25 protein-coding genes are annotated in these 26538 nt (G+C 42.7%); 14 read left to right on the top strand and 11 right to left on the bottom strand.

Annotated features, from left to right (window positions below; genetic code table 11):
* Positions 1 to 117: 117 nt before the first annotated feature.
* The gene (locus tag V7K46_RS03165) at positions 118 to 276 is read right to left on the bottom strand and encodes a hypothetical protein (RefSeq protein ID WP_335110960.1); all 159 of its coding nucleotides are present in this window, start codon (positions 274 to 276) and stop codon (positions 118 to 120) included.
* Positions 277 to 668: 392 nt separating this feature from the next.
* On the opposite strand from V7K46_RS03165, the gene V7K46_RS03160 reads away from it, so the two are divergent.
* Positions 669 to 1181 (top strand): DUF3122 domain-containing protein, encoded by a 513-nt coding sequence (locus tag V7K46_RS03160; protein ID WP_335110958.1) that lies wholly within the window; start codon positions 669 to 671, stop codon positions 1179 to 1181.
* A gap of 150 nt (positions 1182 to 1331) precedes the next feature.
* On the opposite strand, the gene V7K46_RS03155 is transcribed toward V7K46_RS03160, so the two are convergent.
* Together V7K46_RS03155 and V7K46_RS03150 are read right to left on the bottom strand one after the other, a co-directional pair.
* Positions 1332 to 1625 (bottom strand): hypothetical protein, encoded by a 294-nt coding sequence (locus V7K46_RS03155; RefSeq protein WP_335110956.1) that lies wholly within the window; start codon positions 1623 to 1625, stop codon positions 1332 to 1334.
* Positions 1626 to 1863: 238 nt separating this feature from the next.
* A complete protein-coding gene (locus tag V7K46_RS03150) occupies positions 1864 to 2703 on the bottom strand; it encodes a prephenate/arogenate dehydrogenase (protein WP_335111309.1) in 840 nt (279 codons plus the stop codon).
* A 67-nt stretch (positions 2704 to 2770) separates the two neighbouring features.
* Here V7K46_RS03150 and V7K46_RS03145 point away from each other — a divergent pair, with 67 nt between their 5' ends.
* From V7K46_RS03145 to V7K46_RS03135, 3 genes are all read left to right on the top strand, one after another.
* Positions 2771 to 4348: a pentapeptide repeat-containing protein gene (locus V7K46_RS03145; RefSeq protein ID WP_335111307.1), complete on the top strand. Its 1578-nt coding sequence runs from the start codon at positions 2771 to 2773 to the stop codon at positions 4346 to 4348.
* Between the two features lie 232 nt (positions 4349 to 4580).
* Complete coding sequence (locus tag V7K46_RS03140) at positions 4581 to 5171, top strand: DUF1517 domain-containing protein (protein WP_335110954.1); 591 nt, start codon at positions 4581 to 4583, stop codon at positions 5169 to 5171.
* A 70-nt stretch (positions 5172 to 5241) separates the two neighbouring features.
* Complete coding sequence (locus V7K46_RS03135; protein ID WP_335110952.1) at positions 5242 to 6126, top strand: hypothetical protein; 885 nt, start codon at positions 5242 to 5244, stop codon at positions 6124 to 6126.
* Positions 6127 to 7243: 1117 nt separating this feature from the next.
* Here the strand turns inward: V7K46_RS03135 and V7K46_RS03130 are convergent.
* Complete coding sequence (locus V7K46_RS03130) at positions 7244 to 8017, bottom strand: hypothetical protein (protein ID WP_335110950.1); 774 nt, start codon at positions 8015 to 8017, stop codon at positions 7244 to 7246.
* Between the two features lie 273 nt (positions 8018 to 8290).
* Here V7K46_RS03130 and V7K46_RS03125 point away from each other — a divergent pair, with 273 nt between their 5' ends.
* A complete protein-coding gene (locus tag V7K46_RS03125) occupies positions 8291 to 8566 on the top strand; it encodes a hypothetical protein (RefSeq protein ID WP_335110948.1) in 276 nt (91 codons plus the stop codon).
* Here V7K46_RS03125 and V7K46_RS03120 read toward each other — a convergent pair.
* Entirely contained in the window at positions 8555 to 8962 is a 408-nt protein-coding gene (locus V7K46_RS03120; RefSeq protein WP_335111305.1) for a hypothetical protein, read from the bottom strand. The genes V7K46_RS03125 and V7K46_RS03120 overlap by 12 nt on opposite strands.
* 97 nt (positions 8963 to 9059) lie before the next feature.
* Between V7K46_RS03120 and V7K46_RS03115 the strand changes: the two genes are divergently transcribed.
* Entirely contained in the window at positions 9060 to 9191 is a 132-nt protein-coding gene (locus tag V7K46_RS03115; RefSeq protein WP_335110946.1) for a hypothetical protein, read from the top strand.
* Positions 9192 to 9441: 250 nt separating this feature from the next.
* Here the strand turns inward: V7K46_RS03115 and V7K46_RS03110 are convergent, their stop codons facing one another.
* The 3 genes from V7K46_RS03110 to V7K46_RS03100 form a co-directional block, all read right to left on the bottom strand.
* Positions 9442 to 9705 carry a hypothetical protein gene (locus tag V7K46_RS03110; protein WP_335110944.1) on the bottom strand — a complete coding sequence of 88 codons (264 nt, stop codon included), beginning with the start codon at positions 9703 to 9705 and terminating at the stop codon, positions 9442 to 9444.
* Between the two features lie 332 nt (positions 9706 to 10037).
* On the bottom strand, positions 10038 to 10691 hold the full coding sequence (locus tag V7K46_RS03105; RefSeq protein WP_335110942.1) for a hypothetical protein: 654 nt from the start codon (positions 10689 to 10691) through the stop codon (positions 10038 to 10040).
* 200 nt (positions 10692 to 10891) lie between these two features.
* Positions 10892 to 11992 carry a D-alanine--D-alanine ligase family protein gene (locus tag V7K46_RS03100; protein WP_335110940.1) on the bottom strand — a complete coding sequence of 367 codons (1101 nt, stop codon included), beginning with the start codon at positions 11990 to 11992 and terminating at the stop codon, positions 10892 to 10894.
* A 165-nt stretch (positions 11993 to 12157) separates the two neighbouring features.
* On the opposite strand from V7K46_RS03100, the gene V7K46_RS03095 reads away from it, so the two are divergent.
* Positions 12158 to 12469, top strand: a complete 312-nt coding sequence (locus tag V7K46_RS03095) for a hypothetical protein (protein WP_335110938.1) — start codon at positions 12158 to 12160, stop codon at positions 12467 to 12469.
* Positions 12470 to 12681: 212 nt separating this feature from the next.
* Entirely contained in the window at positions 12682 to 14373 is a 1692-nt protein-coding gene (locus V7K46_RS03090) for an NAD-binding protein (RefSeq protein WP_335110936.1), read from the top strand.
* A gap of 104 nt (positions 14374 to 14477) precedes the next feature.
* Here the strand turns inward: V7K46_RS03090 and V7K46_RS03085 are convergent, their stop codons facing one another.
* The gene (locus V7K46_RS03085; RefSeq protein ID WP_335110934.1) at positions 14478 to 14921 is read right to left on the bottom strand and encodes a hypothetical protein; all 444 of its coding nucleotides are present in this window, start codon (positions 14919 to 14921) and stop codon (positions 14478 to 14480) included.
* 664 nt (positions 14922 to 15585) lie between these two features.
* Between V7K46_RS03085 and psbQ the strand changes: the two genes are divergently transcribed.
* From psbQ to hemJ, 4 genes are all read left to right on the top strand, one after another.
* Positions 15586 to 16041: a photosystem II protein PsbQ gene (gene psbQ / locus V7K46_RS03080; RefSeq protein ID WP_335110932.1), complete on the top strand. Its 456-nt coding sequence runs from the start codon at positions 15586 to 15588 to the stop codon at positions 16039 to 16041.
* 191 nt (positions 16042 to 16232) lie between these two features.
* Positions 16233 to 17402, top strand: a complete 1170-nt coding sequence (locus V7K46_RS03075) for an NAD(P)/FAD-dependent oxidoreductase (protein ID WP_335110930.1) — start codon at positions 16233 to 16235, stop codon at positions 17400 to 17402.
* A 551-nt stretch (positions 17403 to 17953) separates the two neighbouring features.
* On the top strand, positions 17954 to 18805 hold the full coding sequence (locus V7K46_RS03070; protein ID WP_335110928.1) for an alpha/beta fold hydrolase: 852 nt from the start codon (positions 17954 to 17956) through the stop codon (positions 18803 to 18805).
* A gap of 188 nt (positions 18806 to 18993) precedes the next feature.
* On the top strand, positions 18994 to 19575 hold the full coding sequence (gene hemJ, locus V7K46_RS03065; protein WP_298919039.1) for a protoporphyrinogen oxidase HemJ: 582 nt from the start codon (positions 18994 to 18996) through the stop codon (positions 19573 to 19575).
* Positions 19576 to 19760: 185 nt separating this feature from the next.
* Here hemJ and V7K46_RS03060 read toward each other — a convergent pair whose 3' ends face one another.
* Positions 19761 to 20669: a peptidoglycan-binding protein gene (locus tag V7K46_RS03060; protein WP_335110926.1), complete on the bottom strand. Its 909-nt coding sequence runs from the start codon at positions 20667 to 20669 to the stop codon at positions 19761 to 19763.
* Between the two features lie 485 nt (positions 20670 to 21154).
* Between V7K46_RS03060 and V7K46_RS03055 the strand changes: the two genes are divergently transcribed.
* Together V7K46_RS03055 and V7K46_RS03050 are read left to right on the top strand one after the other, a co-directional pair.
* The gene (locus V7K46_RS03055) at positions 21155 to 24118 is read left to right on the top strand and encodes a COR domain-containing protein (RefSeq protein ID WP_335110923.1); all 2964 of its coding nucleotides are present in this window, start codon (positions 21155 to 21157) and stop codon (positions 24116 to 24118) included.
* Positions 24119 to 24233: 115 nt separating this feature from the next.
* Positions 24234 to 24416, top strand: coding sequence for a hypothetical protein (locus tag V7K46_RS03050; RefSeq protein WP_335111321.1), 183 nt, complete (start codon positions 24234 to 24236; stop codon positions 24414 to 24416).
* 383 nt (positions 24417 to 24799) lie between these two features.
* Here the strand turns inward: V7K46_RS03050 and V7K46_RS03040 are convergent, their stop codons facing one another.
* The gene (locus V7K46_RS03040; RefSeq protein WP_335110921.1) at positions 24800 to 26518 is read right to left on the bottom strand and encodes an NAD+ synthase; all 1719 of its coding nucleotides are present in this window, start codon (positions 26516 to 26518) and stop codon (positions 24800 to 24802) included.
* Positions 26519 to 26538: the final 20 nt, after the last annotated feature.

Below are 26538 nucleotides of genomic sequence, written 5' to 3'. Positions count from 1 at the left end.
TTAAACCTCCCTTGGAAGAGAAAAGCCGATAGTCGGTATCATCAAAAGAAAACTTTTTGGTTGAAATATTTTTAGATTTTTCTAGATAAAGAAGTCCCAGTGCCACCACGGCGAACTTTAATTAACTTTTAATTCAAAAAAGATCATAGGGATGTTGGTATAGTCTACAGGCTGTGGCATTAGCGTTATGCAAAGCGATCGCGATCGCAGTGCAAATTTGATTTGCAGTAGCAGGCGCTCTACAATTGGTGGTGATTTACCTAACACCTTTAGCACAAAATAACTATAGCGCTTCTCGTTTTAATGCAGTACACCACGATAAACGGTAGGGGCACAGCATTGCTGTGCCCCTACGAACGCTTGTATTTGACGCAAGCGAGAACGGCTATATACACCAAGGAGGATTATTCCTAGTTTCCATGTAGCAAAAACAACTAATGCGATCGCAATCCCTCCTCGTCCAACAGTCAGATTTTTTGTCCATAGCGGCGTATATGCAAGGGAGAGATAACCGAATTACTGAAAACACTTTATGGAAAAAGGTTTTCAAGAAAATGAGCCGGCAAAATCTCCTACGTTCGTACCCTACACATTACTAGAAACAACAATTGAATTAAGAATGCTCCAATCGAGAATTCAAAATTACCAATTGATATAATATGTGTTGCATGAAGCGAAAATTTAAACAATATTTCTGGCGTTGTGCCCTAGTAGTGTTTCTAACATTAACTGTATGTGGATGGAGTGTGCAGTCAGCACAAGCACTACTGCGTCAACACCATGATTCTCCTGGTGTCTTACGCTACCACTCACAAATATCTATCAAAGATGAAAAAGGATACGCTTGGCAAGTGCTGCTGTTCAAACAGAATTACAACAGTCCACTCAAAGACTTACGGTTACGTTTGGTTGCTTTTCCGGGTGTCGTTGAAATTGCTCACCCCCAACCATTGTTGATTAAGACAGCAGCCGGAAAATTGCTGAGTGCATCTGATGCATACGCTCTAACTGCACCTGTCCCTAATGTGGGTGAATATAACTTAACTGATATCTTACGGAAATTACCAACAACTGATGCGCTCAAACTCTATGTGCCAGTCTCTAGTGGAGAGCAATTGGTTCTCAACATATCCAACACTGTAGTCACTGAGTGGCAATGGCTAGTTACAGACATTGATTGATTTTATGCACCAATAGTAAAGTTTAATATAAAAGCATTCAACATAAGAATAACCTAATGGTGATGTGGGTCACGATCGCTGCCTTTGGAGCCAGAAATCCTAGTCTTCATATGCTTATAGCCTCCCACATCACACGCAGCACTTGTAATGTTAGTCTTGAGACTCCTCAGAGATAGATTCTGACTCGGTTTCAAGTTCTTCTGTTTTGACTTTCGGGGCTGGAGGTTTAACGGGTTTTGGGCCACGCGCTAGGGCAGGATTACCCTGCTGCCTATTTTCATTCCCAGAGGATGCTTTTTTTCCTGTATCAGACGAGCGATTACGGCTCGGTTTCGAGCTTTTGGGGTTGGATTCAATAGGCGGTATAGAATCCGAATTTTCGGTATTGTTGTCAGTGCTTGCTTGAGCCTGACGTTCCGATTTCTTGATTGGGCGTTCTACCATTGTTGATTTTTGTAAATTTACCTGTATAGTATATCAGTTTGGTTACTATCAAACTGTCAAGTAGCATTTTTTAAAGATTTTATTGTTATAATTACTAAATAGGTATGTTTATTGATTTGACAAGCAAGCAGCCACCCGACTTGATCAACTACCTTAAAAAGCATTCAAAATCAATTAAGCAATTAACTCACTAAATGTTGAAATAGGTGCGTTATCAATAACCTAACGCACCCGACAACTATTCAACAAAATTAGGTCGTGCCTTCCCCGTTGATTTCAACTTTTGCTCTAAAACGGCCCAATTTTCTTGCTCAATTAAGTTAGTCAACTCATCGAGATTGTGACGATATTGTTGCAGCGATCGCAGCAATGCTTGACGATTATACCGCGCCATCATTACACCCAACTCTGGATTCCCACCACCCACACGACTGGTATCCCGAAAACCTGAACTAGCAAATTTTTGGGCTAATTGCAAAACATCAGGGTCAGTTTCACTCAAACAAGCAGCAATCAACGAGGAACTGACCATTACAGGTAAATGGGAAATCCAACTAACAGCTCGGTCATGTTGCTCTGGTTGACAATAGTGGATATTCGCTCCAAGCGATCGCACAATATCTTCCACCACCGTAATTGCAGTGGTTGGTGTTGTAGTTATCGGTGTTAATACATAAGGTTTATCAACAAATAAATGCCGCTGTGCAGCTTCTATTCCACTGTCTGTTTTTCCCGCCATTGGATGACCGCCGATAAAATTGTTCCAAAGGGGAGAAATCGCCTTGACTATCTGTGCTTTCGCCGAACCCACATCAGTCACGACGGTAGCGGTAGACAAATGAGCGCTCAACTGTTTCAATTGGGGCACAATAAGCGCTAAGGGTGTACAAATAAATACAACCTCTGCGGCTGCTAACAGGCTCAGATCAACTGATGCTTGATCAACAGTGCCGAGGGCAACTGCCTTTTGACACGTGGCTTCACGGCGACTAACTCCTAAGATATGATGTCCTTGCGATCGCAAATCAAAACCCAAAGATCCGCCTATCAGTCCCAGTCCTAAAATCCCAATATTCATTTTTGATTTTGACATTCCGTTTTTTATGATACCAACTATTAAAGTTGGCATCCAAGGGGTAGCATCGATGACTATAGAGGAATTATTGGAACAATACGCAGCAGGAGTCTTAAACTTTTGTGGTGTTGACCTCGCAGAAGCTAACCTGAGTGGGGCCAAACTCAGTGGTGTGAATCTTAGCGATGCTAATTTGAGTATAGTCAACCTGAGTGGCGCGAATCTGAGTGAAGCTAACTTGAGCAATGCCAAGCTGAATGTAGCCAGACTGAGTGGGGCGAATCTATCTAGCGCCATCTTGAACAACGCTAGTTTCAACGTCGCTAATTTGATTCGAGCGGATCTGGGTCGCGCTCAACTTAGAGGAGCCTCGTTGATCCGCGCTGAGTTAATTCGTGCTGATCTGAGTCGCGCTGACCTGTTGGAGGCTGATCTCACCAGTGCCGATCTGCGAGAGGCCACACTCCGCCAAGCGAATCTCCGTCACGCTAATTTGAGTCAGGCCGTCTTGAAAGGCGCTTCCTTGACCAGAGCCAATTTGGAAATGGCTAACTTAAACGCCACTGACCTGAGTCGTTCTGACATTAGCGGTGCAAATTTGCGAGATGCCGAACTCAGACAAGCGAATCTCAGCCATGCTAACCTGAGCGGGGCAGATTTGAGCGGGGCAAATCTCCGGTGGGCAGATTTGAGCAATGCAAATCTCCGGTGGGCAGATTTGAGTGGCGCAAAATTGAGCGGGGCTACTTTAATTGGCGCAGATTTAAGCAATGCCAATTTAACGAATACGAGTTTAGTACACGCCAATTTAACTCAGGCAAAATTAATTAAGGCGGAATGGATCGGTGCTGACTTAACAGGAGCAACTTTAACTGGGGCAAAGCTTTATGCCACCTCCAGGTTTGGTTTAAAAACTGAAGGCATGATTTGTGAATGGGTTGATCTTAGCCCCAGAGGCGATCGCTCCATTATCCAAAACTTCCATTCCGAAGACTCACGAGATTTTTTTAACGAAACACCGCCAACAATCCGGATTATTGTTGATGCAGCCTTAGAATACGAAGCCAATTTTGCTCTTGCTGGCGCTTACTACCAAATTGCTCAGGAATACCGGGGGCTGAAACAACCCCCAAGCGTGGAAAGTGGGCGTCGCCGAACTGTTTTCACCTTTCATGTAGATAGCGACGAAGCATTATTTGCCACTGCTTACATTGTGATTCTTCCCTTTCTAGATGCGGCATCTACCCAAAAGAATATTTTAAGTATGGTGGAAATGATTAACAGTGAAGTTGTTGCAAACCAAGATTTAAAATCGCTAAAATCTGCCCATCTGGTGAAACAATTAAATCTTTTTGTAGAGCAAGCCATGAGTCAGGCTACAACAATTAAACAGATGAAAAAAAATATCGAAGTAGCTGCAAAGTTAAATTTTTGTAAAGCCTCAACCCAAATAATTTTAACGAATTCTAGCGCCCACACTTTGATTGTCCATGACCATCCCAACTTTGGGAAAAGATTTATTAATCGCTCTGCTCTCAATGCTTCAGTTTATGATGATATATCTAATGAATTAATAAAATATGATATATTGCCTCCGTTAAATATGGTTATAGATTTTGTCCAAGGATTTCACTATATTAGTCATTAATCATGGGGCATTGGGGAGCCAGTGCGTTGCGGAGGTTCCCGACGCTCGTAAGCGTTGCGTTAGTGACGTAGAAGCGTCTAACTTGCTACCGCAACTCTTAGAGACGCGCAAGGGACGCTATCCGTTGTACCCCTATGGGGAAGCAAGCTACGCGTAGCGTCTCCCTTAGGACAAGCAACTAACGTCATTGGGCAAATGAGAAATAAGAAAAAACAAAATTTTGGAGGAAAAAATGCGCGATACCTTTAATAAAATGATCGGTCGAACTCGCTATGTAGTCTTCCGCCTATTTCTACACTTAGGGGGAGGTGAGGTAGCACCAATTTTGGGAGTATTGAATAGTGCTGGACGAGATGCGATCGATGTTGATGGCGACTTAGAAGTTTTGGGAGAAGGATTGGTAGAAATTAGCCAAACCCTGCTGCAATACGATGAATATTGGCTTTCTGCTGCCAACGAAGGTGACGTATTTTGGAATGAAGGCGAGGCAGGAGATTACGTGAATGAATTATTTACTGACTCTGCCGAAAGATATCTCAGTGAACCAGATTACAGTCCTAATGGATTGAATGAACCTTTATCTATACCTGTAACGCGCAACGTCATTGTGATGATTACAGTAGCTTATGAAGGAGAAGTACCAGAATTAGAAACCGATCTTTCTAACGTTCAGGCACTCAAAGAAGGATTGAAAGCATTGATAAATTTGCATTATAAACATAGATTGAAGGCAATCCAAGTGCATTTCTCGCCAGCACAGTTAGGTGATGAACTCACTAGCGATCAACTGTTGCAATATTACCCAGAATTGATTCCTTTGTAATCTGTTGGGTAGTCCGTACTTACTGCTCACATCAATAAATTGTTAAGCTCAGAGATAGGACAATAATCCAATGATCATGACCATAGTACGTAAATTTACTGCCGTTTTTTTAGCTCTGAGTTTGTGTATGACAACTGTCGCTTGTGGTGGGGGAAACCAAACTACTTCTCCGACTAAGAACGTTAGCCAAACTTCTACTAACACAAAGCTGAGTGATGGTGAGTATCAAATACAACAAGCTACTTATGACGATGCAAGTGGTGAGTACAACCTGTTTTTACTTAATAATAAGCCCCCAACCTTTGCAACCGAAAATTTGCAAATGGCACGGTTAACTGATGATGAAATCAAGCAGGGTAAGAAGACCTCTCTGAAGGTAGAAAAAGGACAACCAATTTTATATCTGACGGAAGACTTTAAAATTGAGTACGTCCATAACGTTACCGAGAATAAAACCAATCCCCAAACAGGACAACAAGAGACAGTTGTAGTCCGTCGAGAAAATAGCTTCTGGGCACCGTTTGCCGGGTCTGTGGCTGGTAGTTTGGCTGGTCAGGCAATTGGTAGTATGTTGTTTAGACCCCAGTATTATGTACCCCCTATCTATCAATCAGGACAAGGATTAAGTGGCTTCGGTGGATATGGTGGAAGCTATGGACAAGCAGTTCAACACTACCAAACTCGCTACAATGCGCCACCCGCAGCCGTGACAAATCGCACTGCGTTCCGCAATACAGGGACAATTAGAAGGTCATATCCTGGAAATTCAACTATACGCAATACACCGCGTAGTACTACAGGTAATAACCGTCCTTCGGGTTCTGGTTTTGGTGGTAGTACGTTGCGACCCTCTGGTAACTCCAGCACTATCAGACGGAATTCTGGTAGTGGTTTTGGTAGTGGGCGTAGCACAGCACCCCGCCGTTCAAGTGGTTTTGGCAGCAGACGCCGTTAAGAAAATTTTGTTGCTGGTCAATGAAGAATTCTTTCGCGGGGAAGGTTTCAAAGTGGGGAGAAACTAAAGCTAATTAACGGTCTGAATGCTTTTTGTTAGTAGGTTGTTGGGAGATGTCGTCAGAGAAATATTTGACGATATCTCTCCAAAAAGAACTAGGAAAAAGCTACCACCATTCGATTAGCAATTTTTTCAGTAAAATAGCCAACCCTCAGCAAATTTAACAAACTATAACCTTAGCATTACCCAGATATCCCCCCGCAGTTGTTTAATCCTTTTCAAATCCTTTTATACAATTTAAAAGATTTCAGAATGCGACACCTCATTACACACCAGCCCTACAATCGCTGTCACACGCGGATGTAGGGTTTTTTATTTGCTCGTGACGGATTCGATATTTTGCCTGGTATGATTCCAGCATAACGATTAATTATGAATTATTCGGTCAAATAATATGAAATACCAAATACAAATATTGCTAAAAGAACAGGAATCATTTTACTAAAGTCTATTCGCTTTTGTTGAACTATTTCTATACAAGATATCGGAATCATCAGAGGCCAGAAGATAGTTGTGACCAAAAACATCACAACTGATAAAAATTTATCTTCTGGAGTAGAAGCAGGATGACGTAGGGAAAATATTAACCAATTGCTTAAAAAATAGCATGTCATCAACAGGTAACCAATAGTTAAAGTCAGTTGTATCTGATTCACCGTGAGTACTCCTGAAGTTATGTGAGCTTCACCAAACATCATGCGTACAAAGTTATAACATATTTTGTTTTCTCCCTTGCCCTGGTAAATTCTAATGTCTTTATGTACTAACTTTGTGCCATTTATGTCAAACTTAGGGATTTCCAAGAAATAAATTATCCAAATAAACGTAGACGCGCAGCGGCTTGCCGCAGGCTACCACGGAGGCGCAGAGAACACAGAGAGAAGAGAAATAGAGAAGATTTGTGTGTTAGTTTTGGGATATTTTTTTACTTTAAAGTCGCTTATCTTACTGTTTGTATCTAGTTAACCCTCTTTGGAGAAACTTTTTAAATTTTGGATGATGAATATTCAATTACATTATCCAAAATTTAAAATTTGGTTAGCTATGAGAGTAATAATTAAGCAGTCTTAAAAAATCGAATAATTTCACGGACATGATCGAGAAATTGTCCGTCAGTGGAAAGTTGCGCGATCGCATTTCTTGCTTCTCTCCCCAAACGCTCATGTTCTGTTTGATTGGTCGCTCGTAATTCCTCCAAATTAGCAGCAATCCGGGCTAAATCTCTGCGAGTTTCTTCGGCGAAGCGTTGTTGAGTTGCTGGTAATGAATAAGATTGTTCTGGGTTAAGTTGCTCCTCGAATGACTGGATTTTTTGTTCCAATATAGAGAAGCGATCGCGCAGTTCAACAATATCTTCGCGCGGATACTTCCATTCTTGGCGAATCATCGCTAACCGCGCATATAAATACTCGTAAGCGCGAATAGCTGGACGCAGGATTGTTAATAACAAAGCTGCACCAGAACTGATATATCCCACCGTACTAATACCAGTGGCAGCAAGAGTATAAAGACCAACGGTTGAGAATAAGTGTAAAGCAATGGCAACCCAGAGCGATCGCTTTGCCAACACTGTGACATATTTCACTTGTTTTTCATCGACTGGAATTCCTTTCTCCTTGGATTGTGCTGCTTCTGCTAAGACTTCTTTGGCTTGAAAATGTACATTCCACGGAACGGTAACAATTACCAACAGCCACCAAAAGCTTGCACCACCAATCACCCAATCAAGAAAGTTACCAGCAGGGATGTGCAACCATTGCAGTAAGCCAAAAGCCGCCAGCACCACAACTACAATTCCAGCAATGGAACTGATGAAAAAGTTAATATACATCTTGCCCTGTCTTTGGTGAAACTATCACCTCGATCCTGACTTGCCCCGGCAGTTATACGGAAATGCTTGTGATGGTTTTTATAGTAGCACATATCCCACTGTGCGGAATTCAAACTTCAAAATTTCTGTGTTCGGTATGCTTGTGATAGTTTTTCTAGTTGCACATATCCTACTCAGGACTTACGCACGGGTCATGAAAGAACGAACCACAGAGACACAGAGTACACAGAGGAATGAGAGTTTGAGAGGTTTTATTGCGTAAGTCCTACTACTGTGGAGAATAGTATTTTTTACATCTCACGTGTAGATTTTAATGGGGCTATTGTACAAGTTCCCATTGATGCAAAATTTATATTTATTGGTGCTGCCGACAACTCATTTGTTGATAATGTAGACTTAAATAAAGATTTTGCTGTAGGTATAAATTCTGTATCTACTACTAGCGTTCCCGAACCCAGTTTTATGTCAGGTTTACTGGCATTTGGTGTTTGTGCTACTGGTTTACAATTTTTAGGCAACTGTAAAAAAGTACCAGGTTTACTCAATTAGATAACTGCGCCAAGTTGATTGAGTACTTTTACTACCTTTTTCTGGAATTAGCGATCGCCAAGTTTTACCTTCTTGCTGAATTTGCAGGTAAACGTCAAAGGGTTGTTGTGGTTGTGTCAAGCGTCGCTTTGGTAACTTAACAATCAAGTCATAGGTTCCGCGAACGCGGAAAGCTGGTAAATTTTCAATCGTCAGGGGTTGTTCCTGGGTAATTGATAGCCGTTTGATTTCAAATCCTTGAAAATCTAGATCCAACTGTTGGCTAAGTTTTTGTTGAGTTTGTTCTAGTCCAAGTGCGATCGCTTTTTGCACTAATTCGCTAGTCGGTAGCAGTCCAATACTGCCACAAGCTGTCACTAGCACTAGCAATATTGCTGTCAAAACTAAGCGCACTATGTTATTCACTGCTTGAATCTGCTATTTTCTTCCTTATCAGTTTAACCGGACGGGCCACTGCTTTTTCTGCATTGATATCAAGTCCAGGTAATTAGTTATGATTCCCACAGTCGTTGCACCCCACACGCCAGATGCTCCGGGGAGACCCCTACAGCCCTTCCCTAACGGGACGCCTTGGGGCGAACGGGCATCTACGGCAGGCGCTAGCCTCTCACGAATGGGAGAATGATCGCACTGGCTCCCCTTAATCCCCTCCCTGCTTGCGGCAATGATGTACACACAAGTCGGAAAAACTTCATCTACCAAAGCATTTGCGGTTCAGCAGCGCTCTTGGTAGAGAAACCCTGTGCAGGCGACTGCTGTTAGCGCAGCCTCTTCTCTACGAGACGCTCCCCGAACGACGCAGGAGCGTCACCCGTAACCCCTACGGGGAAGCAAGCGACCATAGGAGAAGGGTGCGTTACGCTGGCGTGACAAAGCTAAATTGTTGCTTCGGCGAACGCATTTGTTGCTTCGGCGAACGCATTTGTTATTTCGGCGAACGCATTTGTTGCTTCGGCGAACTCATTTGTTATTTCGGCGAACTCATTTGTTGCTTCGGCGAACTCATTTGTTATTTCGGCGAACGCATTTGTTATTTCGGCGAACGCATTTGTTGCTTCGGCGAACGCATTTGTTATTTCGGCGAACGCATTTGTTATTTCAGCGAACTCATTTGTTATTTCGGCGTGTCCATAACGCACCTTACGAAACTACTAGAATTGAAACTTATGCTGGTCATTACTTGTGTGTACACTGTAGCTGCTTGCGGGGAACTCGGTACCCCCTCTGGGGATTAGGGGCAGGGAGACAAAGCGTAGCTTTCTTTGGTGGGGTGGGGTTCTTCGGGTTTAATAAGTAATCAAGCGGACATGATATGATACCAATTCTATGTGAGGTTGCGCGACAGGGCGGGTAGGGTATTTTTGTAGATCACAAACTTGAAATCTGCTGTATAAACTAGTAAAGACACGGTAGAACCGTGCCCTAATTCCTAAAAAGGATTATTTTGACAAGTTTTTGCTTTACAGTACTATTAATACTGGCGTAAAATTGCAGATAATGAACTATCTTTACGAAGATCCATCAAGTCTGCCAAAGATTCTGTACGTGTATCCAAGTGGTGCTTGTGTTCTGCTGGTAGAACCGTCACCAGATTTTTTGGTTTAGGTTGCATCTGCTGTATAACGGGCATCAGTCTTGGCTGTGGCACAAAAATTGGCTGGTTCTTGGGAAGGCGTGGTTCCAATCTTTGGTAATGGCTTTGTGCCAAGCGTGCCTGATGACGGTTAATCTGTTTTTTAACTTTTTGCGGTTGTGCTTTCCGGTTGAGCATTCGGAAAATGAGTAAGCAACCACTACCACAACTGAGAGCGATCGCAGCCACCATCCATAAAGGTATCGGATTACTATTCTCAGAGGGCGCATTGATTGGTTGTTCAACTATAACTGGGATTTTTTCTGGTTCTTCTTGTGCTACCTGTCCAGCATTACCTAAGCTATACAGGGCAAAGCCACCACCTCCGATAAACATGGCTAAAAACCCAGTAAACAATAGCCAAGGATGATGTGCAACCAGATATATCAGAACATTCGAGCTTTGTTCTAGTCTCGATTTCCTTTTTGTCAGCTCTGGAGTAGCCCCTCTTGGTTGGGTTCGCTCGCGCTGTACACTCTGACTTTTTTCCATGATTACTTTCAGATTTGTACCCCTCTAGTCAATAAATTGTACTGGAGGAGTCAAGCATCAGGTATCCGTAACAAAATTTTAGATTCAAGTAGCTTTTTTGTAAAATATACGCTACCAAATCCGGCTAACTTTTGCCAAAATTCTGTATTTATTGTGACTTTTGCCGTAATAATCTGAAATCAGTTTGCTTATTTTCTCCCTCAGCTAGGAGAATGCCTAGCGATCGCAAGTTGAATTAACCGATCAACTAATTCTGGAAAGGAGACTCCACTATGGGCCCATAGTTGGGGATACATACTCGTTGCAGTAAAGCCTGGCATGGTGTTGATTTCGTTAATCAAAACTTCTTTTGTCGCTTCCACGTAGAAAAAATCTACCCTTGCCAACCCCGCAGCGTCAACAGCTGCAAAGGCTTGCAAAGCCATGTCCTGAATTTGACGGGCGATCGCATCTGGAATCGGTGCAGGTATCAGTAAATCTGCTAGTCCTTCAGTATATTTAGTTTCATAATCATAAAAATCGCTGTTATATGTAATCTCTCCAATGACAGAGGCCTGGGGTTGATCGTTACCTAAAACGGCACACTCTACTTCCCTAGCGACGACACCAGCTTCCACAACCAGCCTTCGGTCATAACTAGCAGCATTATCTAAGGCGGCTTCTAATTCTTGGCGCGATCGCACTTTGGCAATACCCACTGATGAACCTAAATTAGCAGGCTTGACAAAAGCGGGGTAACCTAATGCTGCCTCAATTTCATCACACAATTTCGGAAATACGCAAGGATTAGACCAAACCTGCGCTCTAGTTATCGCCTTGTATTTTACCTGTGCTAGTCCCGCTTGCTCAAAGGCCATTTTCATGGCAATTTTATCCATCCCCATTGCCGAACCTAACACCCCAGAACCAACAAAAGGGACTTGCATCAAGGTGAGTAACCCTTGAATTGTCCCGTCTTCACCGTTGGGGCCGTGGAGAATAGGAAACCAAACATCTACTTGGGCAACTTGAGAGGGAGATTGCCACTTGTTGAGGGTTTGAGCTTGAGGGTTGGATGTCAGATGTCCAACAGATGTTGATTCTTCCGATTCCAGTAGCGGACTACCGGTTGCTAAAACTTTTTGGGGTGTTTCTCCTGCTAGCCAACGTCCATCTTTTTGGATGTAAAAAGGCAGTATTTCGTACTTACTAGCATTTTGCTCTGCACTCAAGGCATCAGCGATCGCCCGTGCTGATTTGATCGAAACTTCATGTTCTCCCGAACGACCGCCAAATAGTAACCCCACGCGCAGCTTAGTCATTTTCGGTTCCTCGACACTCCTCAAGCAGATAGCGTATCACAACCTACAAAAGTTGCCATATTTTTCTATATTATTTTATTGCCTGTTCAAACCCTGGATACAAAAAACTCTCCTATTTGAGGTGTCAAATTATAGTGAGCTTTTAAAGCTGCTAGGTAACGTAGGGTGTGCATTGGCATTGTCAGCCGATACAATCGCATTGTCAGCCGAAACAATCGCATTGTCAGTCGATACAATCGCATTGTCAGCCGAAACAATCGCATTGTCAGTCGATACAATCGCATTGTCAGTCGATATAATCGCATTGTCAGTCGATATAATCGCATTGTCAGTCGAAACAATCGCATTGTCAGTCGAAACAATCGCATTGCAGGTCAAAATACTTGTGTGTACACCTTAGGTAAAAAGGAGAGAGGAATGAAATCTTACTCCCCTTTCGTTGCAGGGAAGGGGCTGTTCTTGTTAGCTCTCTATTAAACTCAACACCAGAAGTGCTATAAAACTTTTTACCCTCAATCATCAAATTTATAATCCTCTTTCTACTTGGTGTCTCTACTTCCTGCCTCCTGCCTCTTGCCTGCAATTAAAACAATCGTGTTATCAGCTACAGTTATATTCCAGGAAAGTGGGCAACAATATTGATAAATAACTAGAAATGCAGCCCTACCTATAAAAGATGCTGCCGTTTCATGAAACCTCGAATTATTGTTTGTGGCTTAGGACTTACCGGATATAAAACCTTTCGGTTGCTGAGACAGCAGGGAGCCTTCGTTGTTGGTATTCATCACCAATCTATCCCTGGCGAAACAGCACCAGATGTGATTGTTGGCGATTTACAAGCAGCTTCTACCCTAACAGCAGCCGGAATTCAACAGGCAGACACTTTAGTAATCACTGGATCTAAAGATGCTCTGAATTTGTCTATTATGATGCAAGCGCGGGTGCTGAATCCCCAAATTCGGATTATCAACCGTTTTTATAATACAAATTTGGGAGAGCGCCTTGATCAAAGTTTGCCAGACCACTTGAGTATGAGTGTTGTGGGATTAGTAGCACCCGTATTCACGTTTGCAGCACTGGGAAGCCAAGCGATCGGACAAATCAAATTATTTGAGCAAACTTGGCCAATTCACGAAGAATACATTGATGAAAACCATTTGTGGAAGGGTCGAAAGCTAAGTGAATTGTGGGAAGACCGATCGCGGATGCTGATTTATTACTTGCCAGTAAAAGGTGAGATGGATTTGGTGTCAGCTGTAATATCTGGACAAAAGATACAAGTAGGCGATCGCTTAATTATTGGCACTCAACCCCGTATCCGTTCTCCTCGGAGATCATTGATTAAAAAACTGCTGAAAGTCTTGACTAATATTAGGCTGTTTCAGCAACATGGGCGATCGGTACTACTGGGTGCTATTGCACTATTGGCGGTTATTGCGATTGCTACATTCACTTATATGTCGACTGAGTTGAGTTTGTCTCCTGTCGATGCTCTATATTTTTCTGTAGGCATGATTACGGGAGCGGGTGGTAATGACAAAGTAGTAGAAAATGCTCCTAACAGTATTAAGCTATTTACCGTTGTGATGATGATGGTTGGAGCAGTGGTGATTGGTATTTGGTATGCAATGCTCACCGATTTTGTCTTGGGAAGCCGCTTTAAGCAATTTTGGGATGCAGCCCGAATTCCCCAGCGATATCACTACATTGTCTGTGGCTTGAGTGGTATTGGGGTGAGAATTGTCCAGCAACTCCACGCCAGCGGATATGAAGTTGTAGTAGTTGAACCCGACTCCAACAATAAATATATCAACACCGCCCGCGAACTCGGTATCCCCGTCATTCAAGGTGATGCCAGCTTTCGCACAATACTCAAAGCCAGCAATATAGAGTCTGCCGCCGCAGTGCTTGCTGTTACTAACAATGATGCTACCAATCTGGAAATTGCCCTCAAAGCCAAAAACTTGACACCCAACATTCCGGTGATTGTTCATTATGCCGATCCCGATTTTGCTGGCATAGCGCAACAGCTATTTGGCTTCGACGCTGTACTGAGTCCAGCTGAACTAGCGGCCCCAGCTTTTGCTGCTGCTGCATTAGGGGGACGCATCCTCGGTAATGGCATCACAGCCGATAGTCTTTGGGTGGCTTTTGCAACTGTGATTACACCTTCACACGTCTTTTGTGGTCAGTGGGTGAAAGATGTAGCCATGTCTACTGATTGTGTACCTTTATACTTAGAAAAAAATCACCAAATCCATCATGGCTGGGATTTATTAGAAAATTATCTCGGTGTTGGGGATGTTTTATATATGACGATGCCAGCAACGCAGCTATATCAATTGTGGCGGGACGAGCGAGTTTGCGAATCACACACTTAAGGCGATCGCAGCGCCAACATCTTTTCTACAAGACGCTTTGAGAGTAGGGGTACAGCTTTTGAATTTCGCGAAGCGACTTGACACCGATCAGCAATGCTGTGCCCCTACGGTGTGTTAGTTAAATCAGTTGGTTTATTAAAAACTTCTAAAATCTGTCGGCAAATCTGTTTGAGCTTATCCCCAATTTCACCAGAAGGCAAAGACGCGCCGACAATACTCCAATTTTCTACCGTAGAAAGTCGCCACGCCTCGCCGCGATGATCAAATCCAGCTACCTGCACGCCGATCGCCCGGCATGAGTTATTGATGGGATCTTGATAAAATCGAATTTGAATTAAAATACTGCGACTTCGCCAAGATTTGCTGATACCAGGAAAGTGAAAGCCAATGTCTATAGAGTCTGGATCAACTAACTGCCTGGTTTCCGGGTCATTTTTCCAGGGTTTGAGATCAGATTTGGCATCAGGAAACTCGAATTTGAACAAATTAACCACCGTAGCAATGTTGCTGGCGAATTCAAGGTTCGTTGCCTGTTCAGCTGCATTCACTAAAAAACACTCCTATATTGACATCGGCATCTTCAAGGATCTGAAGACATAAAAACCGCCAGAAGGCTTATATTATTGGTGTTTCAGCTTATCAAGACCTTTGAAATTTAGCAACTCTAAATCATACTTCTCTAACAATCATTGTTACTAACAGATGCCAAAAATCGCTTCTTGTTGGGACTGGCTAACACCTTTTAAGTAATTATACTTAAAAATTCCTTAAAAGCAGATGAAACTCTGCTCTTTGTAAAAAATATCAAAATTTTCTGCAAAATCTTTGGCTGACATGAATCCCCAGTCAGTTCTACTTCAGAAAACTGAAGGCAATGAATTTTTCGGCGAACTTTTGTGGTGATTGGGAGAAACTGGGCATCAAAGCTGTGTGCAATAGGAGGTAGCGACTTATGTCGTAAAGCCTTGTGGCAATGGGTTTTTACTATAATTGAACCCAAACAATTACGCCTTAGTGATCACATAATACACGAGTTGGGCGAACTGCTAGATACTGAGAAAGCCTCCGGCCGCCCGGTTAAGTTGGTGAGGATGAAAGTTGCAGCCAGGCAGCGCGGTTTGATTAAAAGTTGACTAGAGTGAACGATAAATTGCGCTAGCGATCTAAAATGACACTGGTAATCGGTAAACAAAAAGCAATTAAGTTCAGTGTATGGCGCGTCAACGCTCGATTTTTTCATTTGTTCTAGTATTATTGGCCACATTCCTCATTAGTTGTGGCGGTCCTGGTGTCGCGGTGGCACCTCCAACTTACACGGCAACACAACTTGAAAGAATTCAGGCATATGTTCCTGAAATTCAGGGTGTGCGCGATCGCTCACAAGAGTTGAAAACCCTGATCCAAAGAGGTGATTGGATCAACGTGCGTAACTTTATACATGGCCCGGTAACAGAAGCAAGGCTGAACCTGACTTATGTCACTCCCAACCTTCTACCCAAAGACCAACCCACAGCACGTCAAATAACGCGAGATTTGTTTAACGACCTGGTTAAACTTGATAGAGCTACTAGTGCTGGCAATCCTCAAACTGCCTTGAGTAACTCCCAAGCTGCTTTCGCAGATATTGACAAATTCCTCGATCTGCTTCCTAAAGCAGAAGAGAGTTAGGAGTAGAGACGCGATTAATCGCGTCTGTACAGGAGTTACAAGTAGAGACGCGATTAATCGCGTCTGTACAGGAGTTAGGAGTAGAGACGCGATTATTCGCGTCTGTACAGGAGTTAGGAGTTAAGAGTTTTAAATTTTTAACTCCTCACTTCTAACTTCTCACTTATAACTTATAACTCTAAGCACAAGTCATGAATGTAGTTATTATCGGTTGTGGTATAGTTGGGGCTGCGATCGCCTATGAACTGAGTCAAGTAAAAGGGCTAAAAATCACGGTTTGCGATCGACAACCACCAGCACAAGCTTCCACGGGCGCTGCACTTGGCGTTTTGATGGGCGCAATCAGTCAAAAAATTAAGGGCAAAGCTTGGCAGATGCGACAAACTAGCATCCAACGCTATGAAACTTTGATTCCTGAACTAGAAGCTTTAACAGGTCGCAAAATCCCTTTTAATCGCCAGGGAATTCTCATGCTTTTATCTGATCCCTCCTTGAACGCGGGGGTTGGGGGAATCTCAGCATGGGAAAAACTAGTAGAAATTCGCCACTCTCAAGGCTGGCATTTAGAAATTTGGGACACTGCTAAACTCCAGGATATGTGTCCTCAAGTTGATGTCTACGACGGGCTGCGCCTACACGAAAAAATTACTAGCGCTGTCTATTCTCCTCAAGACCGTCAACTTGATCCAACTGCCCTCACATTAGCTTTAGTTGAGGCTGCCCAGCAAAATGGTGTAACTTTCAAATTTGGCGTGACTGTTTTGGATGCCCAAACCTCACCACCTGAGTCTTCCCCCCAATTTTGCGTTCAACTTGAGACTACAGAAGGAAAAATAGCCGCTGATTGGTTTGTAGTCGCAGCAGGGCTAGGTTCAACACCATTGACAGCAAAATTAAATCAGATAATTGATATCCGTCCTGTGCTTGGGCAAGCATTGCAAGTACGTGTGGGGCATCCATTAGGCAATCCTGACTTCCAGCCAGCGATTACAGGTAACGATGTCCATATTGTTCCTGTGGGCGGTGGAGATTATTGGGTGGGTGCAACAGTGGAATTTCCCAGCAATGAAAATGAGATACCGCCAAATCAAGAACTGCTGGAATCTGCTAGAGAACAAGCGATCGCATTTTGCCCAGAGTTAGCCACAGCAACTATTATCCGCACTTGGTCGGGGTTACGTCCCCGTCCTGAAGGACGCCCAGCCCCAGTTATTGGTAAGTTATCAGGGTTTAGTAATGTCCTCCTAGCTACCGGACACTACCGCAACGGTGTTTTACTTGCACCCGCCACAGCTTATGCAATTCGTGAGATGATTATTCCTCAGGGAGTGGGCAATGGGGATGAGGGAGCAGGGGGATGAGGGAGCAAGGGGCAGGGGGATGAGGGAGCAGGGGGAGCAGGGGGAGCAGGGGGAGCAGGGGGAGAAAGAAAATAACTAATACCCAATACAACTCTTGGAAAGGCTGCGCCCTAAGCGTAGCTATGCCGCAGGCTTTACGACGCCGCCCTTACCTCGGCTTACCTCGGCTTCGCTACTTCTCTACGAGAGGCAAGTCGAGATGCTCAGTACTAGTCAGTACAAGTCACTCGGCACAAGTCGGCTCCTTTCGGCAACTCTTAGAGACGCTCTTGCGTTCGCTCAAGGCAATACTTCGGCTGCGCTCAGTACAGATCCGCTCAGGACAAGCTCAGTACAAGTGCCCTGTTTGGCCAATGCCCGATGCCCCATGCCCAATACAACTCTTGGAGAGGCTGCGCCCTAAGCGTAGCTATGCCGCAGGCTTTACGACGCCGGCTCCATCGAGCGACTTGTGTTGAGCGCAGTCGTTGGCGCAGCCTCTCGAAGAGAAGCAAGTCGAGATGCTCAGTACAAGTGCCTAATGCCCAATGCCCAATCCATAGGAAAATAGCGTGTCAATAACAGAACATAAAATCAATGTAGATTCACTGGAATGGTTTTATCGCGAATCTTTACCAATCGGTAGAACTGACTTAGCGCCTGTGTTGTTGCTACACGGCTTAGTTTCACAAAGTTATAGTTGGCGTAATATTATACCTGCTTTAGCGAATCAGGGTACAAGAGCGATCGCTCCAGATTGGATTGGTTATGGCAATTCTTTAAAACCAGAAAAACGAGATTTTGCTTACACTCCCGATGCTTTTATCACAGCTTTAGAGGGATTCGTCAAAGCTTTAGAAATTGAACATTTTTCTTTAGTTGTACAAGGCTTTTTAGGTTCTGTAGGACTACAATATGCTTTGCGTCATCCAGAACAAATTGCTAATTTAGCTATCTTAAATACACCTATTTCAACTGCTGCTAAATTACCCTGGAAAATTAAACAAATGGGTTTACCTTTGGTAGGTGAAGTCATGACCCAAGACCCCCTATTAGTTGACCGGACGCTAGAAGGTGGTAGCCGTTATCGCATCGGAGATAAGGATTTAGATATTTATCGCAAACCATTTTTGAAAGCTTCTGCATCTGGTCGAAGTCTCTTATCAAGTATTCGCAATTTACAACTTGATTCAGCAATGACAGAAATCGAATCTGGCTTTAAAGAATGGCAACAGCCAATTCTGATTCAATGGGGGATGATTGACCCTTGGTTATCTGTAGACATTGCCCAAAATTTTACAGATTCTGCACCAAATGCCGAATTAATAAAACTTAATAACGTCGGACATTATCCTCAAGAACACTACCACGAGGCGATTTTAGAAGACCTTTTACCCTTTGTGCGTCGTAAAGATACACATTGACAATATCTCTTTGGCAAAAATCGATATTATAAAAATGAAACCACAGAGAAATCATCAGTATTTATCTGTGGTCAAGAAATAAATTCTGGATTTTTGCTAAATTTATAAATGTTATCCCGCCTGCATTTATGAACTTTTTCTTACCATTAAATATACATCACAACCACAAATAAAGGAGATTAAGACTCATGGCTTATTCATGGTTTAAAGCCTTTCATATTGTCGGATTTGTAGTCTGGTTCGCTGGTTTGTTCTACCTAGTACGTCTTTTTATCTATCACGTTGAAGCTAATCAAGAACCTGAACCAGCACGAACGATACTGAAAAATCAGTATCAAATTATGGAAAAGCGCCTCTACTCTATTATCACTAACCCAGGAATGTTCGTGACGATCGCAATGGCTATCGGTCTATTAAGCACTGAACCGGACGTTTTAAAAGAGGGTTGGTTGCATATCAAACTGCTGTTTGTTGCCATTTTAATTGGTTATCATCATTACTGCGCTCGGCTGATGAAGAAGTTAGCAGTAGATGAATGTGGCTGGAATAGTCAGCAATTACGTGCTTTAAATGAAGCACCTACAGTTATGTTAGTAGCGATCGTCCTACTGGCTGTATTTAAGAACAATCTACCTACAGATATCGCTGCCTGGGCTATTTTTGCCATGATTATTTTGATGGCAGTCACTATTCAACTTTACGCCAAAAAACGCAGGCAGGATAAAGAGAAGCTGACGGCAGAAATAGGGCAACCACAAGAACAAAGTTAGACAAAGTTGCTGTCTCACACAAAGTAGGGATGCACAGATGTGCATCCCTATCAAACGTTGCATCACAACAACAACTACTACCAATTACCTGTTAAGCTAATCCACATATAGTTTTCCAACTGGACGTTCTCTGGGTATAAGTTTTAGCCTCTAAATTGTGCAAATTAAATGTGGAACAACTTACCTCATCCTGGAAACTTTTTGAGTAAATCATCCCCAGGAATCACGGTAGTGTAAAAAGTATATTTACGATTAGCGACATAACGACGGTCTTGTTTAACAATTGCCATAAACTCTCTATGTCCCTCACGGGTACGTCCCACTAAACAACCCGCACTAGCAAGGCGAATATCATTCCGGGGAAAATCAAAGCCGTAGTGTTGATTCACATAAAAATCATTACCTGTATCAAGTTTGTCGCCAGTCCGTTTAAAATCTTTATTAAAATCTCTACAAACAGTTATATCTCCAACTTGCACTAATGCTTCGTGAGGCTCTGCTGTGCCGTGGGTACCAACAGCCCAAGCCTTGTATTGTCCAAACTGAATCCTAGCTGCTCCTTTGGAATTCATCGGATTATAAGTGTAATATTTCCCTGGTTCTGTAGTAGCTTCCCAGTGATCTACGATTTTGGGAACGCCATTTACTACTTCAATGACAATCCGCCGATCATTAAATTGATTGGGTGTATCACTGTTAAGAGTCCAGTTTGCATCTATACCCTCTACATAAACAATGTTGTATTCTTTTGGATTGGTAAATACCTGATAACCTTTAGATTGCAAGTATTTCACAATCCTGCTGGCAATATCATTGCCTAGTTTTAAGGGGGGTTTAGGAAGATCATCTATTTTGGTTTCAATTAGTTTTTTGGCTGTGACTGCTCCTAAAAAGCCACTTTCTTCAGTCTTTGTTAATTCTTGAAATTTTTTGAGAAATATCACAGAAACAGGGCCAAATTTCCCATCAGCTGGAGGTTCTAGCAAACCTAAGCCAATTAGCAATATCTGAATCTGACGAGCCAACTCTGCATCTTCAGCGATCGCATCAAATGACCATTTTTCTTCTTTTCCCAAGAAATCTTGTAGTTTCATTATGCACCTACCTTCATTTACTTATTTCTAAGTATAAACATCATTTTAATAACTGATGTTGTTTGAAACTATACGCTAAACTGCAATATAATGTTACAATTTTTACTATTAATTTATGATTTAGCACATAAAATTTCACAAATATTACACTGAAGAAAAAACTATTTATTGGCAATATATATTAAATTTTTTTCCGTAATATGGTTCGAGTTCAGAGGTTGAATGGTGAACGATTTCGTAGGGGCATAGGAGTCTGCAATTATTGCACATTGCCTCAATGCAATCCTTGATACAGGCTAGTACCGCAAGGCGGAAGTCAAAAATCAAAAGTCAAAAGTCAAAAGTATTATGGAATAAGCTCTTTAGGGATTTTAAATGGTTGCTTTATTTACGCCGTAGCGTACTAGATTATTAATTAGCTCAATTTCTCTGCTACGCGTCCAAGCAGCAACTCGTCGTCAGGCATCGCCTCTGTAAAACCCGAAATGACTAACGAAGAAGAACTGCTGGAAATTATTGAACAAGCTGTCAGAGACAAGGTGACAGAATTAGACCTTTCTGGGAAAGGCTTAACAACGCTGCCACGGGAAATTGTCCAACTCACCAACCTGCGATCGCTCAACCTCTACGGTAATCAACTGAGCAGTCTGCCACCGGAAATTGGCCAACTCACCAACCTGCGATCGCTCGACCTCAGCAGCAATCAACTGAGCAGTCTACCACCGGAAATAGTCCAACTCACCAACCTACAAACGCTCAAACTCAGCGGTAATCAACTGAGCAGTCTGCCACCGGAATTTAGACAACTCACCAACCTGCAAACCCTCAACCTCAGCGGTAATCAACTGAGCAGTCTGCCACCGGAAATAATCCAATTTACCAACCTGCAAATCCTCAACCTCAGCTACAATCAACTGAGCAGTCTGCCACCAGAAATAGTCCAACTCACCAACTTGCAAACCCTCAACCTCAGCTACAATCAACTGAGCAGTCTGCCACCGGAAATAGTCCAACTCACTAATCTGCAAACCCTCAACCTCAGCGGTAATCAACTGAGCAGTCTGCCACCGGAATTTAGACAACTCACCAACCTGCAAACCCTTTACCTCTACAACAATCAACTGAGCAGTCTGCCACCAGAAATTAGGCAACTCACCGACCTGCGATCGCTCAACCTTTACAACAATCAACTGAGCAGTCTGCCACCGGAAATCAGACAATTGCAAAACCTGAACAAGCTTGATATTCGTAGCAACCCAGTTCCGATTCCACCAGAGATTTTAGGGTTGAAGGATTTATCCGAAGAGCCAGGTGATGTGAATGAAATTCTTGATTTCTATTTCCGGGTGCAAGACCCAGCCGAAACCGAACTTTTCTACGAAGCAAAATTCTTAATTATTGGCGAAGGAGGAGCCGGTAAAACCTCTTTAGCCAAGAAAATTGCAGATGAAAACTACGAACTCCAGCCAGATGAGGAATCAACCGAAGGCATTGACGTGATCCAGTGGCACTTTACACAGCCCAATGGCCAAGATTTTTGCGTCAACATCTGGGATTTTGGCGGTCAGGAAATCTACCACCAAACCCATCAGTTTTTCCTCAGCAAACGATCGCTTTATGCTTTAGTTGCCGACACTCGCAAAGAAAATACCGATTTTTATTGGTGGCTGAAGGTTGTCGAACTCTTGAGTGACAAGAGTCCAGTTCTCATCATCAAAAACGAAAAACAAGACCGTGATTGCCAAGTCAATGAGCGCCAGTTACGAGGAGAATTTGACAACTTGGAGAAAATACTGGCAACCAATTTAGATACTAATCGCGGTTTAGCAGAGATTAAAGACGCGATTCAGCTTTACATCAGCAGACTTGACCATGTTGGCACACCTCTACCAAAACTCTGGGTAAGGGTCAGAACAGCGTTAGAGAACGATTCCCGAAATTACATCAGCTTTGAAGAATACTGTACCCTTTGCCGACTTAATAAATTAACAGACCGTAAAGATATGCTGCGCTTGAGCAACTATCTCCATGATCTCGGCGTTTGCCTCCACTTTCAAGACGATTCTACACTGAAACACCTTGTCATACTCAAACCAGAATGGGGTACAACTGCTGTTTATAAAGTTTTGGACAATCACAATGTTAAAAAAAAGTTGGGTTGTTTTACTAAGGACGACCTTAAATATATTTGGCAAGACGGCGAATATGCAGATATGCGAGATGAACTCCTGCAATTAATGATGCGGTTTAAGCTTTGCTACGAAATTCCGGGTCGTCGTGACATTTATATTGCGCCTCAATTGCTTTCCATTGAAAAAGCTGATTATACCTGGGATGATCGCTACAACCTCATCCTGCGCTACACCTATGACTTCATGCCAAAAGGAATCCTCACCCGTTTTATCGTCGAGACGCACCCTTGGATTGAACAGCAAAAACTCGTTTGGAAAAGTGGTGTTGTTCTCAACAAAGACCAAACTCGTGCAGAAGTCATTGAAAACTACGATCAACGGGAAATTAAAATCCGTGTAGCCGGAAACCGCAAAAAAGAACTAATGGCTGTTGTCACCCATGAATTAGAAAAAATCCACAACTCTTACGAACGTTTGCAACCTCAAACTCTAGTTCCGTGTAACTGTGAGACTTGCAAAAAACTGCCACTACCTTATTCCTATTCTCTGGACTCACTCAAAAAACGCTTGAATGCTAGCCGCTACCAGATTGAGTGCGAAAACAGCTTTGAAATGGTAGATATCCGTAGGTTAATTGATGATGTCATGCTCCAACCCGATAGACCAGATAAGGAACTCAATCCACAGGTTGCACAGTTGCAAAACGAACTGGAACGAAAGCGAGATGAATCATTGACGCATCGATTACAAGATAGCAATCAAAAGCAAGTATTTATCTCGTACACTTGGCGGGATAAAGAAAACAAAACACTTGTAGAAAAAATAGAGCAAGCATTTGAAGCCAAAGGCATCAAAATTCTTCGTGACAGCAATGAAATTGGTTATAAAGAAAGATTTAAAGAATATATGCAGCGTTTAAGCCGTGGTATATGCATAATTTTAGTAATCAGCGACCAGTATTTAAAGTCCGAAAATTGTATGTATGAACTGGTTGAAATCGCCAAAAATGGAGAATTTTATAAACGAATATTTCCAATTATTTTAGCAGATGCCAATATTTTTAAAGCTACTGAAAGACTTAAATATATTAAGTATTGGGAAGACGAAATTAAAGAATTAGACAAAGAAATGAAAGGAGTTTCCGCAGCTAATTTGCAGGGATTTCGTGACGATATTGACCAATACACCGAGATTCGCAACACGATCGCACAACTCACCAACTTACTAAAAGACATGAACACGCTCACCCCTGATATTCACAGCGAATCAGACTTTGAGTCATTGCTGAATGCGATCGCACACCGTTTAGATGAGTAAAAATAACCTATTGATTAAGCTCAGAGGTTGAGCAATGCCTCCGATGGGCTACACCTACGCCCTTTTAACTCGATAATTTGTGTTCTGAGGTGCAAGCTTTAAGCTCAGAAGTAGAATGATGAGGATAAAAGGCGCAACTTCCAGGATAAAAGGCGCAAGTCCGAGGATAAAAGGCGCAACTTCCAGGATAAAAGGCGCAACTTCCAGGATAAAAGGTCAAGCGATCGCTCTTTTAACTCGACAATTGGTGTTAAAAGGTGCAATCTTCGAGTTCAGAGGTGGAATGATGAAGCTTTGAGGTGGAGCGATCGGATCCGCATCATCGTTTACCTGTCTGTCTTCTTCTAGCAGTGCGGCTAATTTATTCGCAGCTTGATGGGAATTATAGGGAGACTACACATGATAAGTGACTCCTGCCTGTAATGACAATGTTTCTTCTTCAGTCGCTAGTTCTTGAACTAAAAACTGTATGACCTTGAGTTTCTCTGCGCGAGATAGCTTGTGCAAGGTTGGGAATAAATCTGCTGCGCTCATATCAAGTTGAATCAGCCTAATAAAAAAGATTTTACTATGCAAAATCTGTCCCTCTCCGCATCGAAGAAGGACAGACTTTAATAAAAGTTCAAGGCAGGGAGAGGTTTGATAACTAATTACTTGATTCGCGGATGAGCATCTTGTCCATCACAACAAACTAAGGTTAGGTGTAGCTATGCTTTTAGTCTGGTAAGCGTTTTTGACACTAACCCAGTTACTAGCAATTGGCATTCGCCAACCAGTTCCAAAAGCGCGATCGGTGATTTTCAATCCGGGGGGTGCTTGTCGCCGTTTAAATTCAGCCCGCGCCACCATTTGGATTACTCTGTCTACAATTACCGAATCGTGACCAGCTGCAACAATTTGCGCTGCTGATTGGTGATTATGAATCAGGCGTTGCAAAATATCGTCCAAAATTTCGTAGGGCGGTAGAGAGTCTTGATCCACTTGACCTGGTTTGAGTTCAGCGCTGGGTGGTTTAGTCAAGACGTTTTGCGGGATGATTTCATTATTGCGATTTAACCATTGGCAAAGTGAATATACACGGGTTTTAGGAACATCTGCAATTACTGCTAACCCGCCATTCATATCGCCGTAGAGGGTACAGTAACCGACTGCCATTTCTGACTTGTTACCGGTAGATAAAAGGAGATAGCCAAATTTATTAGCGATCGCCATTAATAAATTACCCCGAATTCGGGACTGGATATTCTCTTCTGCCAGTCCAAACTCAGTACCTGCAAACAAATCGCCTAATGTTTGATCAAAGCCTTGCATTAACTCCCCAATTGGTAAAAGATTAGTCTTAATCCCCAAATTTTCGGCTAATGCCACAGCATCACTAATGGAATGCTCGGAACTATAAGGGGAAGGCATGAGAACACCAAGGACATTTTCTTTACCAAGTGCAGCAGTTGCGATCGCAGCTACTATTGCCGAGTCAATCCCGCCACTTAAACCCAAAACTACTTTAGAAAAGCGACACTTGCGGGCGTAATCTCGCACTCCTAAAACCAAAGCTTGCCAAATTTGTTCATCTTCTGATTCATATGCAGGTGCTACAGAACCTAATTTAAAATCCCGTTGTGCCTCGTCAAAATCAAGTACCATTAAATCGGTATCAAAGCCACGGGCACGAGATATAACTTCACCTTGACGATTCAAAGCAAAACTATGACCATCAAAAATTAGATCGTCATTTCCGCCAACCTGATTAGCATAAATAATCGGTTGTTGAAAACGTACTGCACTATACTTAAGCATTGTTTCTCGAAACTGCGGCTTGCCCACAGTGTAGGGCGAAGCAGACAAATTGACAATCAAATCTACACCCAGAATTGCTAAGTCAGCAATTGGATTTACTGCATAACTCCGTTTACCCCAAAATTCCTCATCGTTCCATAAATCTTCGCAAATAGTTACGCCAATATGGATATTATCAAGAGTGAAATAATTAGCTTGCAACCCTGCTTCAAAATAGCGACGTTCGTCAAATACATCGTAAGTAGGCAAAAGTCGCTTGTGAAAAACTTGCTTAACCTTGCCATTCTCTAACAAAGCCATGCTGTTAAATAATGTTTTACCACCAGTAATAGAGGCTTCGAGATTTTGTTCAACAGTTCCTACCAATACAGCTAAATTTGGTGGTAAATCTTGAGCCAAGTTTTGCAAAGTGATGCCCATCGCTTCCACAAAACTAGGATTTAGCAATAAATCCCTTGGTGGATAGCCACACAAAGAAAGTTCTGGTGTTAACAACAAACGCACACCGCTAGATGCTGCTCGTTGTGCCGCCTCCAAAATTTTTTGGGCATTCAAAAGCAAATCACCAATTGTCGGATTAATTTGAGCGATCGCAATCTTCATTTTTGGTTAGAGACGCGATT

It is taken from the genome of Nostoc sp., assembly GCF_036917395.1.
Lineage (GTDB): Bacteria > Cyanobacteriota > Cyanobacteriia > Cyanobacteriales > Nostocaceae > Nostoc.
Note: the sequence above shows the minus strand (reverse complement) of the source record. Positions and strands in the feature narration are given on the sequence as shown.